The sequence below is a fragment of the Streptomyces sp. NBC_00525 genome (assembly GCF_036346595.1).
In the GTDB taxonomy this organism is placed as follows: domain Bacteria; phylum Actinomycetota; class Actinomycetes; order Streptomycetales; family Streptomycetaceae; genus Streptomyces.
On record NZ_CP107834.1, the window covers coordinates 1,039,694 to 1,053,438 of the forward strand.

Genomic DNA, 13,745 nt, shown 5'->3' on the forward strand with positions numbered 1-13,745 from the left:
CGGAACGGGCGGCGCCGGCCGGTGCGGGCGGACGGGGCCGGTCGCGGCCGGGTCAGAACTGGAGGGACTTGGTCTGGAGGTATTCGCTCAGGCCGTGCTCGCCCAGTTCCCGGCCGACGCCGGACTGCTTGTAGCCGCCGAAGGGCGCGAGCGGGTTGAAGCGGCCCCCGTTGATGTCGACCTGGCCGGTGTCCATGCGGCGGGCGAAGGCCACGGCCGTCTCGTCGTCGGCGGCCCAGACGGCGCCCGCGAGCCCGTAGACGGTGCCGTTGGCGATGCGCAGCGCGTCCTCCTCGTCCTCGTACTTCAGGATGGACAGGACCGGGCCGAAGATCTCCTCCTGGGCGATGGTCATCTCCGGGGTGACGTCGGCGAAGACCGTGGGGCTGACGTAGTAGCCGGTGGGCAGCGGGGCCTCGGGGCCGCCGGCCACGAGCCGGGCGCCCTCCTCGACGCCCTTCTCGATGTAACCGCGCACCCGGGCCTGCTGCTTGGCGTTGACGAGCGGGCCGATCCGGTCGCCCGGCACGTACTTGGCGACGGCCGCCGCCGCGAGGGCCACGGCCTCCTCGTACCGGTCGGCGTCCACCAGCATCCGGGTCCAGGCGCTGCACGTCTGGCCGGAGTTGGACATCACGTTGGCGACGCCCACGTTGACCGCGCGGGCGAGGTCGGCGCCGGGGAGGACGACGTTGGCGGACTTGCCGCCGAGTTCCAGCGCGACGCGCTTGACGGCGCCGCCGGCGAGGGCGCCGATGCGGCGGCCCACGGCGGTGGACCCGGTGAAGGAGACCAGGTCGACGTCCTCGTGCTCGGCGAGCGCCTGTCCGGCGACCGGGCCGAGGCCGGTGACCAGGTTGAACACGCCGGCGGGCAGCCCGGACTCGTCCACCGCCTCGGCGAACAGTCGGGCGGTGAGCGGGGTGTCCTCGGCGGGCTTGACGACGACCGTGCAGCCGGCGGCGAGCGCGGGCGCCACCTTGGCGACGATCTGGTGCAGCGGATAGTTCCACGGGGTGATCGCGCCGACGACGCCGACCGGCTCCAGGTACACCGCGGAGCTGCCGTGCCGCTGCTCGAAGGAGTACGTGGCGGCGAGGTCGGCGTAGGAGGAGGCGACCAGGACCGGGAGCCCGGCGTGCACGGAGGCGGCCAGGGCGGGCGGGGCGCCCAGTTCGGCGGTGACCGTCCCGGCGATCTCCTCCGCGCGCGCGGCCAGCACGTCGCGCAGGGCCGCGAGGCGGGCGGCGCGCTCGGCGGGCGGGGTGGCGGCCCAGCCGGGGAAGGCGGCGCGCGCGGCCCGTACCGCGGCGTCCACGTCCTCGGCGGTGCCGGCCGGGACATGGCCGATGACCTGCTCGTCCGCCGGGTTCACGACGGCGATCGTGTCCGTTCCCGCGGCGGGCCGCCAGGCGCCGCCGATGTACATACCCTCGTGGGCCCTCATCGCTGTTCCTCCCGGCTCGCGGTGACGGACGGGATCGTCCGGGCCCCAAACTAGCGCTGTTAGTTTTTGGGCGCCAGAGACCCTCGTCACGTCGGCGTGCCGGGCGGGCGGGGACCCGCGGAGCTCCCTACATGTCCAGGCCGGGTACGTCCTTCGGCAGCGGGCAGATGCGGCGGCCCTGGTGGTCGAAGACGTAGAGGTGCGCGAGGTCGACCAGGAGCGGCACCTGTCCGCCGGTGCGCAGCATCATGTCGGGCCCGGTCCGCACGACGAGGTCGCTGGAGGTGACGGCGGGCCGGTCCGGGCTGTGCGCGCCGGGCGGCAGGCCGCCGGTCTCCGGCGCTTCCAGGACGGCGACGGAACCGCCGCCGACGTAGGAGGCGGCGCGCTCCTTGATCCGCTCCAGCACTCCGGCGCCGCCCGCCGCGCCGCGCCGCCGGCGTACCGGTCCCCGGTCGGTGCGGGCGGACTCCAGCTCCGGGACCACGGCGGGCCGCGAGCCGGTGTTGAGGTGCACCAGCGCCTCGTGGCCCTGGTACTCGACGTGCTCGACGATCCCGCTGAGCGCGACCTCGCCCGGCCGGGCCTGGCTGGGCGGGGCGATCCGGACCGCCTCGGAGCGCAGTCCGACGATGATCGGGCGGCCCTGCTGGATGCGCAGCAACTGGTGGTCGTGGCTGAGCGGTTCGGACAGCGGCAGGCGCTGGCGGCCCAGGTCGATGGACATCCGGCCCTCCAGCGGCGCGTGCACCACGGCCTGGAGGAGGTTGATCCGGGGCGTGCCGATGAAGGCGGCGACGAACACGTTCTCCGGCAGGGCGTACACCTCGCGCGGGGTGCTGACCTGCTGGAGGATTCCGCCGCGCATGACGGCGACCCGGTGGCCCAGCGACATGGCCTCCGCCTGGTCGTGCGTCACATAGACGGTGGTGACGCCGAGTTCCTTGGTGAGCTGGGATATCTCGGCGCGCAGATGGTTGCGGAGCTTGGCGTCGAGGTTGGACAGCGGCTCGTCCATCAGGAAGGCGGACGGCTGGCGCGAGATGGCCCGCCCCATGGCGACCCGCTGGCGCTCGCCGCCGGAGAGCTGGCCGGGACGGCGGTCCAGGACGCGCTCGATGCCGAGCATCCTGGCCGTGTTCTCGATGCGTTCGGTGTGGTCCTGGCGCGGGTTCTCCAGTTTCAGCGGGAAGCCGATGTTGTCCCGGTTGGTCATGGTGGGGTAGAGCGCGAAGTTCTGGAAGACCATGGCCATCCCGCGCTCGCGCGGGGTGAGGTGGTTGGCCTGTTCGCCGTCGAGGAGGAGCTCGCCGTCGGTGATGTCCTCCAGGCCGGCGATCATGCGGAGCACCGTCGACTTCCCGCACCCCGAGGGGCCGAGCAGGACGACGAACTCGCCCGGATCGATGTGGAGCGAGAGGCGGTCGACGGCGCGTGGGGACCGTCCGTATGCCTTGCTGACGTTGTTGAGCGTGATGGCGCGAGTCATGTGGTTCCGCCCGGAAAGGATGGTGGTGGAGCGGTGGGGAGCGGCAGCAGTGGCCTGAAATTAGCCCACCGCGCCCGGTGAGGGAATGACTCGCGCAAAGTTGTCCCGCACCGGGCGCGGTTCACAGGCACGCCTGTGCCGGCCGCCGCTCAGTCGAGCCGTCGCGCGAGGTAGGCGTGGAGGAGTTCGCGGGTCTCGGCGACGATCGCGGCGTCGCCGGACGGGTCGGCGCGGAAGGCGAGTTTCAGCAGGGCGTCGGCCGCCTCCACGCAGACCAGGATGGCGCGCGAGAGGTCGTCGTCGGCCTCCCGGCCCAGCTGGGCGGCCAGGAGTTCGGCGAGCCGGCCGGCGACCCGCTGGTTGGCGTCGTCGGCCGGGTCCTCGTCGGGGGCGGGGGCGCCGAAGTCGACCAGGGCGAAGCCGGGCACGGTGCGCTTCATCGCCAGGTACTCGTCGAGCACGGCGTCGATGGCGCCGCGCCAGTCGGCGGACGCGACGGCGGTCAGCCGGGCGGTGATCCGCTCGGCGTAGCTGTCCAGGTTGCGGCGGGCCAGCGCGTCCGCCAGGGAGCGCTTGTTGGAGAAGAAGCGGTAGACGGAGCCGATGGGCACCCCGGCGCGGGCGGCGACCGCGCGGGTGGACAGCTGCTCGTAGCCGGTCTCGTCCAGGAGCTGGGCGCAGGCGTCGAGTATCCGGGCGAGCCGTTCGGCGCTGCGCTGCTGCACGGGCGCGCGGCGGAGGTTGGTGTGGGCGTGGGGCACGTCTTCCATGATGCCGTGGACCTCCTGCGCGCCCGGCGCGGGGCGGGTGCGCGGTCAGGCGATGAGCAGGGCGAGACCTCCGACCGTGTACGCGATCATCAGGACGAGCAGCGGGAGCTGGCCGATGACGGCGCGCCGGGGCGGCATGAGCCGTACGGATCTGTCGTGCGCGGCGATGACCCCGAGGACGTGTCCGGTGACGATCGCGAGGACCTGGAGGGTGGCGACGCCGCCGGGCCCCAGCGGCGGTGCGGGCGGGTCCGGCCGGTCGGCGCCGAGCAGCAGGCGCAGGGTGCGCGGGCCCTCGGTGGCGAAGAGCGTGAAGTAGTGGGCGACGAGGTAGCCGAGGGCGATCGGTACCAGGGAGTGGGCGAACGCGGCGAGTGGGTGCGCGAGTTGACCGCACACCAGCCGGACCGCCCCGGCGCACAGCGCGTACAGGGCGGCGACCAGGGCGACCGCGCCGAGCAGCCCCAGGGTGGCGGTGGTGGTCCGGCCCAGGGCGGAGGTCTGCACGGTGCCGATCCAGCGCGGCGCGTCGGAGAAGCCGTCGTACGCGGTGGAGCCGAGCATCACACAGACGGTGGCGGTGAGTCCGGGGAGCCGGGGTGTGGCGTCGAGCCCGTTGAACGGGGAGCGCACCACGAGCCGGCGGTCGGCGGGGCGGCGGCCGAGCGGGGCGAGCCGGGCGAGCAGGCCGGAGTAGACCTCGAAGGCGTCGGCGTGCTCGAACCAGCGGGCCCCGTACACCGCGGCGCCCGCCAGCTGGACGGCCACGTAGCAGCCGAGGAACGCCAGCAGGGCGGTGGGCGAGGCGGGGTCGGGCGCGACGAGTTCGAGCCAGGTGAAGGCGAGGAGCCCGGCCGCCGCGGGCCACATGCCGAGGCGTACGGGGAGGGGGCGGCCGGTCTCCGGGTCGCGGCCGAGGGCCCGGCAGGCGAGCAGGTGCAGGGTGCGCAGCGGGTTGAGGGGCCGCCAGACGGGCCCCAGGAGCAGCGAGGCCGGGACGAGTCCGACCCACAGCAGGACGTAGACCGCACCGGGTGCCGGGTTGCGGTCCGGGCCGGCGGGGCCGGTGAGCAGGGCGAGCACCACATACAGCGCGGCGGCCAGGCCGAGTGCGCGGGCGGTGAGCCGGGTGGCGCGGGCGTCGGTGAGGCGCTGGACGGCGGCCGGGAGCGGGCGGCCCGCCCGCCGGCCGGTGAACCGCGAGTCGGACCAGAGCAGTCCGAGCGCCAGGAAGGAGACGAACAGCGCGGCGAAGGCCCCGGCGAAGGCGTAGAACGGCGAGAGCGGCAGGTCGTGCCGGGCCCCGATGCCGTGGGCGAGGACGGTCGCTGCGCCGGGGGCGGGGGCGCCGGTCACCGGACGACGAGCTGGGTCAGCAGCAGGTCCGACTCATGGGTCTCGACCTCGAAGAGTCCGGCCCGGTCGGCGGTGAAGGTGAGCGTGACCGTGCGTCCGGCGGGCAGTTCGGCCTCCTTGTCGTAGCCGTGGACGTGCAGGGTGTCGTCCCGGTCGCTGCGTACCCGCAGGCGCACGGTGGAGCCCTTGTCGATGCCGGTGCGGCCGGGTGCCGGGTGGACCGTGCCGTGCTCGACGGTGACCGTGACGGTGGTGGTGCCGTCGTCGGGTGCGGCGGTGGCGCTCGCGGGGGCGCCGCCGAGGGTCGTAGCGGCCCGGACCGGCTTCGCGTCCACGGCCCAGGCGGTGTGGTCGTCGGCGTACAGGCCGGCGGTGAGCCGGGTGCCGCCTCCGGCGGAGCGCAGCAGCGCCTCGGGGAGGTGGAACCAGGCGCCGTAGACGCGGGCGAGCGGGTGGCCGTCCAGGAAGAGCCGGGCGTGGCCGCGTCCGGCGAGCGCGCCGCCGCCCACGCTGTCCGGGGTGAACCGGAAGTTGCGCACGGTGAGGTGGACGTTCCAGCCGTCCTCGGAGTCGGCCCGGACGGCGAGGTCGAGTTCGGGGGCGCCTTCGGGGTCGACCTGGCGGAGCCGGTGGCCGTCGCCGTCGTCGGTCTTCAGCAGGCGGCCGTTGCTGCCGGTGTCCTCGGCGTGGCTGGTGCCGGGCTTGTGGTGGGTGGTGGCCCGGCCCCCGCAGCCGGCCGCGCCGAGGGCGAGAAGGGCGGCGGTGAGCAGGGCGAGGGCGGGGCGGGCGAGGCGGGCACGGTAGGCGCGGGGGGCGCGGTTCATGAGGGGTCGCCTTCCGGGACCGTGGTGCCGGGCTTCGGGGCGGTGGCGTCGCCGGCGGGTTCCCGAGCGGGCCGCTCCCCGTGGCGGGCGGCGGCCACGACGGCCCAGACGACCCAGACCATGCCGAGCAGTCCGCGTACCCACGCCGGGCTGAGCGGAATCCACGGGATCATGAACACGCCCTTGTCCAGCGCGTCCAGGAGCGTCAGCGCGCCCAGGGCGACCGTCACCCACGCGAACACCGGGCGGGCCGGGCGCAGCGCCAGGCCGATGCCCGTCCACCAGAGCCCGGTGAGCAGGAGTGCGACGGCGGGGACGTAGGTGGCGGCGAGGCCCATGGTGGACCCGGCGACGTCGAGGCCGAGGCCGATGACGCCGAGGGCGCTCGCTGCGGTGGCGAGCCGGCTGGTGCGCAGCCGGCGCCACCACAGCACCCCGCCGACGAGCGCCAGGACCGCGGCGATGCCCAGGGCGGCCTGGAACTCGATGCGTTCGATGCCGCGTGCCCCGTACCAGTCGCAGCCGGCCGGGAGCCGGCGGGCCTGTACGTCGTAGTCGGCGCAGACCAGCAGCTGGGCGAGCTTGACGGGTTCGCCGGCGATCCGGTCGGTGGCGCCGGAGACGGCGCCGCGCTCCTCTCCGCAGCGGGGCAGGGAGCGCGGGGTGGAGGCGCCGGTGTCCGACTGCCAGCAGTTGCCCTTGCCCTGGCCGTCCCACCAGACGTCGGTGCCGTTGGGGCGGGCCTTTCCGTTCCGGTCGACGCCGAGGTGGTTGCCGGCGTACCGGTTGTGGTGCGAGGTGTCGGTCTGCTTGTCCAGCGCGTTCTCGCCGCGGATGAAGGCGGGGACGGCGCTGAGGAAGAACGCGGCGCGCCGCTGGCCGTAGATCCAGTTGTCCTCGTAGAGGTTCCAGTTGCCGCCCGCGGTGATGATTCCGGTGCCGGGCGGCATGGATATCTGGGGGCAGACCACTCCGTCCTCGTAGCCGCGTTCGGCGGGCGGCCGGGCGCAGGTGCCGTCGGCGACGTAGCGGTAGTAGTCGGCGTTGTTGTCGTGGATGAGGTTGCGTTCGAAGCGGGCGTGGTTCTGCGGGAGGCCGGGGTGGCCGGGGAAGGCGCTGTCCATGGAGGCGCCGCCCATGTTGTGGTCGAACTCGTTGTCGTGGACGTAGACGGAGTCGCCCGCGGTGCCGGAGTAGCCGACCATGCTGTGGTGGCTGCGGCAGCCGGTGATCTCGATGGAGTAGCGCGGCACGTCGTAGCCGTAGCCGTCGTTGATGTTCGAGGCGCTGCCGGGGTAGATGCCGGAGTCGCCGTTGCCGTAGGACTCGCAGTTCTTGTACAGGCCGTGGTCACTGGCGAAGGTCAGGAAGCCGTACTCGTCGTTCCAGCGGGTCAGTACGTCGTCGATGACGAAGCCGTCCTGGGCCAGGACGTAGAGCGAGTTGAAGGTGGTGCGCTGCGCGGTGAAGTTCTTGAAGTAGACGCCGTCGGAGCCGTCCGAGCGGATGGCGTTGAGCTTGCGGTACTTGGCGTCGATGACGACGTCCGTGCGGGCGGCGCCGGTGCCCTCGATCTGGAGGTCCTTCTTGCCGAGGATCGCCACCAGGTTCTGGTTGTGCGGGCACTTCAGCTGCTGGGCGTAGCTGAGGATCTGGTAGCCGAGCTTGGAGTCGGGTGCCTTCAGCCGGGCGCACTCCCCCGCCGGCTTCGGCAGCGAGGGCTCCTCCTCGTACAGGCCGGGGAGGATCGCGATGTTCATGCCGGGACGGTCGACGGCGTCCACGGCCTGCTGGAGGTGGCGGTAGCCGGAGGCGCGGCAGCGTTCGAAGAGCTTGAGGTTGCGGGTCCTCAGCGCCTCGGGGAAGCCGGACACCCGGCGTTCGAAGTCGGCGCGGTCGGTCTTGCAGACCAGCAGGTCGGGTGCGCCGGACCGGTACTCGGGGACGCTGCCGGTGCCGTCGGGCAGGGTGACCGGCCGTTCCTCGTGCGCCCGGGCGGCCGGGGCCGCCAGAGTTGCGGCGACGAGCGCCGCCAGGACCACCGAAAGTCTACGTGTCCACGACATGTGGCGGAGAGTAGAGCATTGTTCAGCTTTTTGAACCCCTTCTGCACGGCGAATGCCGTTGACGCGCCCGGATTCCATTCCTACGGTTATGCATAGGATTTCTTCTCACCGGGAGCGCACATGAGCGGCATCGAGCAGGCGAGGAAGACGGCGGAGGCGCTTGCGTACTCCACCGGTTTCGGCAATCAGCACAGCTCCGAGGCAGTACCGGGAGCGCTCCCGCACGGGCGCAACTCGCCCCAGCGGGCCCCGCTGGGGCTGTACGCGGAGCAGCTGAGCGGTTCGGCGTTCACCGAGCCGCGCGCCCACAACCAGCGCAGCTGGCTGTACCGCATCCGCCCCTCGGCCGCCCATCCGCCGTTCGTCCGCGCGGACAACGGCGCGCTGCGCACCGCCCCGTTCACCGAGACCGTCCCCGACCCGAACCGGCTGCGCTGGGACCCGCTCCCGGACCCGGCGCCCGGCACGGACTTCCTCGCCGGTCTGTGGACGCTGGGCGGCAACGGCGACGCGGCGCAGCGCACCGGCATGGCCGTGCACCTCTACCACGCCGACACGTCCATGGACCGGGTGTTCAGCGACAGCGACGGCGAACTGCTGATCGTCCCCGAGCACGGCGGGCTGCTCCTGCGCACCGAGCTGGGCATGCTGCGCGCCGAGCCCGGTCATGTGGCCCTGATCCCGCGCGGCGTCCGCTTCCGGGTGGAGCTGCTCGACGCCACGGCGCGCGGGTACGTCTGCGAGAACTACGGCCGCCCCTTCGTCCTGCCGGACCTGGGGCCGATCGGCGCCAACGGGCTGGCCAACGCCCGCGACTTCCTGGCGCCGGTCGCCGCCTACGAGGACGTGGAGCGCCCGGTCGAGGTGGTCAACAAGTACTGCGGCAACCTCTGGACGGCGACGTACGACCACTCCCCGCTCGATGTGGTGGCCTGGCACGGCAACCACACCCCGTACGTCTACGACCTGCGCCGCTTCAACGTCATCGGCTCGATCAGCTACGACCACCCGGACCCGTCGATCTTCACGGTGCTGACCTCGCCCTCGGACACGCCGGGCCTGGCCGGCGTCGACTTCGTGGTGTTCGCGCCGCGCTGGCTGGTCGGCGAGGACACGTTCCGCCCGCCGTACTTCCACCGCAATGTGATGAGCGAGTACATGGGCCTGATCGAGGGCGCCTACGACGCGAAGACGGCCGGCAAGGGCGGCTTCGTGCCCGGCGGCGGCTCGCTGCACAACATGATGTCGGCGCACGGCCCGGACCGGGAGACCTTCGACAGGGCGAGCGCGGCCGAGCTGAAGCCGCAGAAGATCGACGACGGACTGGCCTTCATGTTCGAGACCCGCTGGCCGGTCACCGCCACCGCTCAGGCGGCGTCGGCGGACCATCTTCAGCACGGTTACGACGACGTATGGCAGGGTCTGAGCCGCAACTTCCGGCCGTGACGGACCCCGCCGCCCGAGCCGGCGTCCCCGCAGGCAGGAGAACCAGGTGCCGCAACCCGCTCCCCGTACCCCCGCGCCCCGCGATGCCTCGTTCGCGCCCGACTCGCTGGTCCTGAACCGCAAGCTGCCGCTGTGGTACCAGGTCTCGCAGTCGCTGCGGGCGTCGATACTGGGCCGTGCCCCGGACGCCACGCTGCGGCTGCCCACCGAGGAGCGGCTCGCGGCGCACTACGGGGTGAGCGTCCTGACCATGCGCCAGGCGCTCAAGGAGCTGGAGACGGAGGGACTGATCAGCCGGCACCGGCGGCGCGGCACGTTCATCGAGCCGCACGCCCGCCGCAGCTCGCCGGTCCGGCTGCTGGGCTCCATCGACGCGATCGTGGCCCAGCAGTCGGGCGAGCGCTCCACGCTGCTGGACCACGGCCCGGTCCCGGTGCCGGGCGAGGTGGCGGAGTACTTCCCCGGCTGCGCGGAGGTCGTCGGCTACCGCCGGCTGCGGTGCGAGGAGGAGAGCGGCGAGCCGACCAACTGGGCGCAGAACTGGGTGCACCCCGAGGTCGCGGCGGACCTGGACGCGGCGGACCTCGACCGGTGGCCGATGACGAAGGTGCTGCGCGACCGGGTCGGGGTGCCCATCTCCCGGATCACCGACACGGTCGAGGCCCGGCTCGCCGACCCGGCCACCGCCGAACTGCTGGGTGTGCCGCTGCTGAGCCCGATCCTGTACTACACGGGCGTCACCTACGACGAGGGCGGCCGGGTGGTCGATGTGGCGCAGATCCGCTACCGGGGCGACCGGTTCTCGTTCTCGGTGACGGTCGAGGCGCACTGACGGTCGAGGCGCACCGGGCCGTGCACGGGGTCGTTACGATGCCGGGGAAGGCGGCGGGCGCGGCAGGCGGGGAGGGCGACACGGTGGCAGCACCGGCAGCGGCCGGGTCCGGCACGGACCCGAGCGGCCCGCTCCTCGACGACCTCATGCCCTGGTCGGTGCGGCCGCTGCGGACCGGTCGCGCCTGGGTCACCTCCCCCGACACGGCATCGCTGCGGGCCCGCTGGGAGCGTCTGGTACGCGCCGACGGCGAGGAGCGCGAGCGGCTGTTCGCGCCGACCCGGGCCCGTACGCAGCACAGCGCGGTGGCCGCCCTGCCCGGCCGGCCCGGCGCCACCGGCCGCTTCGCCCGTGAGTCGGGCCCCTGTCCGGAGCCGGTGCGGGTGCTGCACGGCCCATTCGACGAGCAGTGGCTGCTCCCCGACCACCGGCTGATCGACGTGGCCCGGCCCGAGCTGTGGCGGGTGGCCGACGCCGGGCAGCTCTTCCTCGTGGAGCACGGCCGGGTGCCGCACGATCCGGGCCCGCCCGTGTCGGTGACGACGCTGCTGCCGGACGGCCACTCCCCCGCCGGGCGCCCCGGCCGCGTCCGCCCGCTGCACCGCCGCCCCGGCGGCCTCGAACCCAACCTCGCGCCGGGCCTGCTGTCCGCGCTGCGCGCCCGGTACGGGGACGGGGTGAGCGCCGACGCGGTGGCGGCCTGGATTCTGGCGGCGGCCCGCCCCTCGCCGGCCGGCTGCGTGGTCCCGCTCCCGGCGGACGCCGCGCGCTGGGCGGAGGGGGTCGGGCTGGGCCGGGAGCTGCTGCGGCTCCAGTTGCGCGGGGCGCGCGGGGCGGAGCGGCCCCGGCTGCCGGGCGGGCAGCGGCCCTATGTGCGGGCCGCCGTGGGGCCGGACCCGACGCCCCTGGTGTACGACGCCGGGGAGCGGGTGCTCCACCTCGGTGCGGGCCGCATCGCGCCGGTGCCCGCGGGGGCGTGGGAGTTCCGGGTGAGCGGGGTGCGGGTGCTGGAGCTGTGGTGCGAGCGGCGGGCGGCGGCGTGTGGGGCGGCGGGGGCCGGGGATGCGGGGCTCGACGCGGTGCGGGCGCGCGGCTGGCTCCAGGAGTGGACCTCGGAGCTGCTGGAGCTGATCTCGCTGCTCGCCCTGCTGGCCGAGCTGCGGCCCCGGCAGGAGGCGCTGGCCGGGGCGCTGGCGGCGGAGCCGGGGATCGGCGCCGACGAGCTGCGGGCGGCCGGGGTGCTGCCGGTGCCGGAGGCCGCGCGGCGGCCCGCATCGGTGCTCGATCACCGCGAGGAGGGCCCGGACGGGCAGTTCGCGCTGCTGTGAGCGGGGCTACTTCCGGGACATATCCCGGTCCGGGAGGGCGGCGGGGCGGTCCAGTGCGCCGAGCAGCCGGACGAAGCCGGACTCCAGGAAGGCGGCGAGTTCGTCCGGGGCGTCCGGCTCCTCCAGCGGCCAGCTGGTGACGGCCTCCTCGGCGAAGGCGAGCCAGGCGCGGGCGGCCAGGGTCAGCCGGGGCGACGGCGGCATGCCGAGTGCGCGCTGCCCCTCCTCGACCCGGCGCGCCAGGGTGGCGCGGGTGGTCTCGACGATGTCCTCGACGGCGGGGTGGCTCCCGGCGGCGCCCCGGACGAGGGCGAGATAGATCCTGCGGCGCCCGGCGACGTACGCGACGAATCCGGCGATGAACGCCCGCGTCCAGCAGACCGGGTCCAGCGAGGCGTCCGGTTCGGTGGCGGCGGCGAAGTCGTCGCACACCTGGCGCACCACGGAGCGGTAGAAGTCGCGTTTGGACTCGAAATAGTGGAAGAGCAGGCCCCGCGATATTCCGGCGCGGCGGGCCACGGCATCGGTGGACAGCTCGTCCAGGGTGCAATCGGCGAGCATATCCATGCCAATCGCCACCAGCTGGGCTCTTCGCTCATCGGGGCGCAGGCGCGCTGCTCGCTTCTCGGACATGGGCACAGTGTAGAAGTAGTTCGACTTCGAATTACCTCCCTACCCGTCCGAGTCCGCCGGGCACGGTGCGTAACCGGGTGCGGACATGGCGACGCGCCACTGCCGCTCCGGGGATGACGGGAGAGCGGGCAGCGGCGCGCTGCGTGAATCCGGGGCGGCCGTGGGGTCAGTGGCGGCTGCCGAAGAGGGAGCGCCGCAGCCGGCGCAGTGGTGCGAAGAGCGAGACCCGTGCACTTCGGCTGCGCCGGGCATGCCCGACGTCGCGCGAGGTCAGCTCGCGCATCAGCAGTGTCGCTTCCGCGGATTCGCGCTGCGGGACGACGGGGCCGCCCAGCACCGCGAGATGGCGGTCGAGGCGCGAACTCGTCGCACCGCTCCCGCAGGTAATGGCAGGTACGCGCGCCCTGCTGCGTACCGTTATCTGTTCCATGTCACTCCCCACCCGTACGAGGGCACTCGGCCGCAGGTTAACCCTATCCCCTGCCACCGACACTCGTGTATCCCGCCACCGGGATTGCGCACACATGTACGGAGGTTGACGCCGTGTCGGCGGGCGCGCCCCTTCCGGGGCGCGCCTCCGGTCAGTCGAGCGCGTTGAGGACGGGCAGGTAGCCACCGGACTGGCCGGCGGCGAAGGGGTGGTACGACTCGCCGATGTTCAGCCAGTTGAGGCTGTGCAGCCAGGAGTCGCCGGAGCAGATCTCGTGCCCCGCGAAGGCGGAGGTGACACTGCCGAAGGTGAAGCCGTGGTCGGCGGCGCGCTTGGCGGTGGCCGTGTTGAGGTAGTCGGCGGCGCCGTTGATGGCGCTGCGGATCGTGTCGTTGAGGCCGACGATGCAGGAGCCGCCGATCTTGTAGAAGCGCGGGTAGCCGAGGACGACCACCCGGGCGTTGGGCGCCTTGGCCCTGATCGCGGAGTACACCGAGTCGAGCTTGCCGGGCAGCGTGTTGTCCACGTAGCTGCGGGCGGTCGCGATGCGGCTGAGGCAGGTGGACTGCGACTGGAGGACACAGGTCGTCATGACGTCGGCGAAGCCCGCGTCGTTGCCGCCGATGGAGATGGAGACCAGGTCGGTCGAGGAGTTGAGCGGGCCCAGCTGACCGGCGGTCACATCGCCGGTGCGCGCGCCGGAGCAGGCGGTGAAGGCGAAGGAGGAGGGCGAGTGGGCCGCGGCCCAGAGGGAGGGGTAGGCGCGGGTGCTGCGCTTGCAGTCGCCGCTGGAGCTGATGTAACTCCCGGACCCGACACCCGAGGAGTACGAGTCCCCGAGGGCGACGTAGTCGACGGAGGCCGCGGCGCTCGCGCTGCCCGCCCCGGTCAGGGCGAGAACGGCACCGAGCAGGACTGAGGACGAGAAAGCCACGAGTCTGGACAATTTCACGGGATCTCCCTTGGACCGGCCGGCAGGATCTCTGCCCTACTCAGTGGTAGCAGCGCGGACCGGCTTTCCGGAAGTGTTCATGCCAAGTCAAATGGGTGAGCTTTCGACGACGGCTCCGTAACGGCCGGAAGGGCCAACTACCCGTTCCCACCAGGGGGTTGCAGCCACCCCG

General features: G+C 73.3%; 12 protein-coding genes. 3 read left to right on the plus strand and 9 right to left on the minus strand.

Going from position 1 to position 13,745, the window contains the following annotated elements:
• Nucleotides 1-52: 52 nt before the first annotated feature.
• The 6 genes from OG710_RS04545 to OG710_RS04570 all read right to left on the minus strand — a co-directional run bounded on the left by OG710_RS04545 (nucleotide 53) and on the right by OG710_RS04570 (nucleotide 7,952).
• Nucleotides 53-1,447: an aldehyde dehydrogenase family protein gene (locus OG710_RS04545; RefSeq protein ID WP_330238179.1), complete on the minus strand. Its 1,395-nt coding sequence runs from the start codon at nucleotides 1,445-1,447 to the stop codon at nucleotides 53-55.
• Nucleotides 1,448-1,574: 127 nt separating this feature from the next.
• Entirely contained in the window at nucleotides 1,575-2,936 is a 1,362-nt protein-coding gene (locus tag OG710_RS04550; RefSeq protein ID WP_330238180.1) for an ABC transporter ATP-binding protein, read from the minus strand.
• A gap of 149 nt (nucleotides 2,937-3,085) precedes the next feature.
• Nucleotides 3,086-3,706 (minus strand): TetR/AcrR family transcriptional regulator, encoded by a 621-nt coding sequence (locus tag OG710_RS04555; RefSeq protein WP_330238181.1) that lies wholly within the window; start codon nucleotides 3,704-3,706, stop codon nucleotides 3,086-3,088.
• Between the two features lie 45 nt (nucleotides 3,707-3,751).
• A complete protein-coding gene (locus OG710_RS04560) occupies nucleotides 3,752-5,062 on the minus strand; it encodes a hypothetical protein (RefSeq protein ID WP_330238182.1) in 1,311 nt (436 codons plus the stop codon).
• The gene (locus OG710_RS04565; protein WP_330238183.1) at nucleotides 5,059-5,886 is read right to left on the minus strand and encodes a hypothetical protein; all 828 of its coding nucleotides are present in this window, start codon (nucleotides 5,884-5,886) and stop codon (nucleotides 5,059-5,061) included. The genes OG710_RS04560 and OG710_RS04565 overlap by 4 nt, the downstream gene beginning before the upstream one ends.
• Nucleotides 5,883-7,952, minus strand: a complete 2,070-nt coding sequence (locus tag OG710_RS04570; protein ID WP_330238184.1) for a hypothetical protein — start codon at nucleotides 7,950-7,952, stop codon at nucleotides 5,883-5,885. Before OG710_RS04570 ends, OG710_RS04565 begins: the two co-directional genes overlap by 4 nt.
• Before the next feature lie 120 nt (nucleotides 7,953-8,072).
• Between OG710_RS04570 and hmgA the strand changes: the two genes are divergently transcribed.
• The 3 genes from hmgA to OG710_RS04585 are packed head-to-tail and all read left to right on the plus strand — an operon-like array spanning nucleotide 8,073 to nucleotide 11,558.
• Nucleotides 8,073-9,398: a homogentisate 1,2-dioxygenase gene (gene hmgA, locus OG710_RS04575; protein ID WP_330238185.1), complete on the plus strand. Its 1,326-nt coding sequence runs from the start codon at nucleotides 8,073-8,075 to the stop codon at nucleotides 9,396-9,398.
• A 46-nt stretch (nucleotides 9,399-9,444) separates the two neighbouring features.
• Entirely contained in the window at nucleotides 9,445-10,230 is a 786-nt protein-coding gene (locus OG710_RS04580) for a GntR family transcriptional regulator (protein WP_330238186.1), read from the plus strand.
• A 38-nt stretch (nucleotides 10,231-10,268) separates the two neighbouring features.
• Nucleotides 10,269-11,558: a type ISP restriction/modification enzyme gene (locus OG710_RS04585; RefSeq protein WP_443064315.1), complete on the plus strand. Its 1,290-nt coding sequence runs from the start codon at nucleotides 10,269-10,271 to the stop codon at nucleotides 11,556-11,558.
• A 6-nt stretch (nucleotides 11,559-11,564) separates the two neighbouring features.
• On the opposite strand, the gene OG710_RS04590 is transcribed toward OG710_RS04585, so the two are convergent.
• The 3 genes from OG710_RS04590 to OG710_RS04600 all read right to left on the minus strand — a co-directional run bounded on the left by OG710_RS04590 (nucleotide 11,565) and on the right by OG710_RS04600 (nucleotide 13,573).
• Nucleotides 11,565-12,191, minus strand: coding sequence for a TetR/AcrR family transcriptional regulator (locus tag OG710_RS04590; RefSeq protein ID WP_330238188.1), 627 nt, complete (start codon nucleotides 12,189-12,191; stop codon nucleotides 11,565-11,567).
• 166 nt (nucleotides 12,192-12,357) lie between these two features.
• Entirely contained in the window at nucleotides 12,358-12,621 is a 264-nt protein-coding gene (locus tag OG710_RS04595) for a hypothetical protein (RefSeq protein WP_330238189.1), read from the minus strand.
• 151 nt (nucleotides 12,622-12,772) lie between these two features.
• Entirely contained in the window at nucleotides 12,773-13,573 is an 801-nt protein-coding gene (locus OG710_RS04600; protein ID WP_330238190.1) for an SGNH/GDSL hydrolase family protein, read from the minus strand.
• Nucleotides 13,574-13,745 lie beyond the last annotated feature (172 nt).

What these genes read in the sequence shown, in the direction of transcription:
- OG710_RS04545 (WP_330238179.1), bottom strand. Translation starts at nt 1,447, where the DNA reads ATGAGGGCCCACGAGGGTATGTACATCGGCGGCGCCTGGCGGCCCGCC.
- OG710_RS04565 (WP_330238183.1), bottom strand. Translation starts at nt 5,886, where the DNA reads ATGAACCGCGCCCCCCGCGCCTACCGTGCCCGCCTCGCCCGCCCCGCC.
- OG710_RS04550 (WP_330238180.1), bottom strand. Translation starts at nt 2,936, where the DNA reads ATGACTCGCGCCATCACGCTCAACAACGTCAGCAAGGCATACGGACGG.
- OG710_RS04585 (WP_443064315.1), top strand. Translation starts at nt 10,269, where the DNA reads ATGCCGGGGAAGGCGGCGGGCGCGGCAGGCGGGGAGGGCGACACGGTG.
- hmgA (WP_330238185.1), top strand. Translation starts at nt 8,073, where the DNA reads ATGAGCGGCATCGAGCAGGCGAGGAAGACGGCGGAGGCGCTTGCGTAC.
- OG710_RS04595 (WP_330238189.1), bottom strand. Translation starts at nt 12,621, where the DNA reads ATGGAACAGATAACGGTACGCAGCAGGGCGCGCGTACCTGCCATTACC.
- OG710_RS04590 (WP_330238188.1), bottom strand. Translation starts at nt 12,191, where the DNA reads ATGTCCGAGAAGCGAGCAGCGCGCCTGCGCCCCGATGAGCGAAGAGCC.
- OG710_RS04555 (WP_330238181.1), bottom strand. Translation starts at nt 3,706, where the DNA reads ATGGAAGACGTGCCCCACGCCCACACCAACCTCCGCCGCGCGCCCGTG.
- OG710_RS04570 (WP_330238184.1), bottom strand. Translation starts at nt 7,952, where the DNA reads ATGTCGTGGACACGTAGACTTTCGGTGGTCCTGGCGGCGCTCGTCGCC.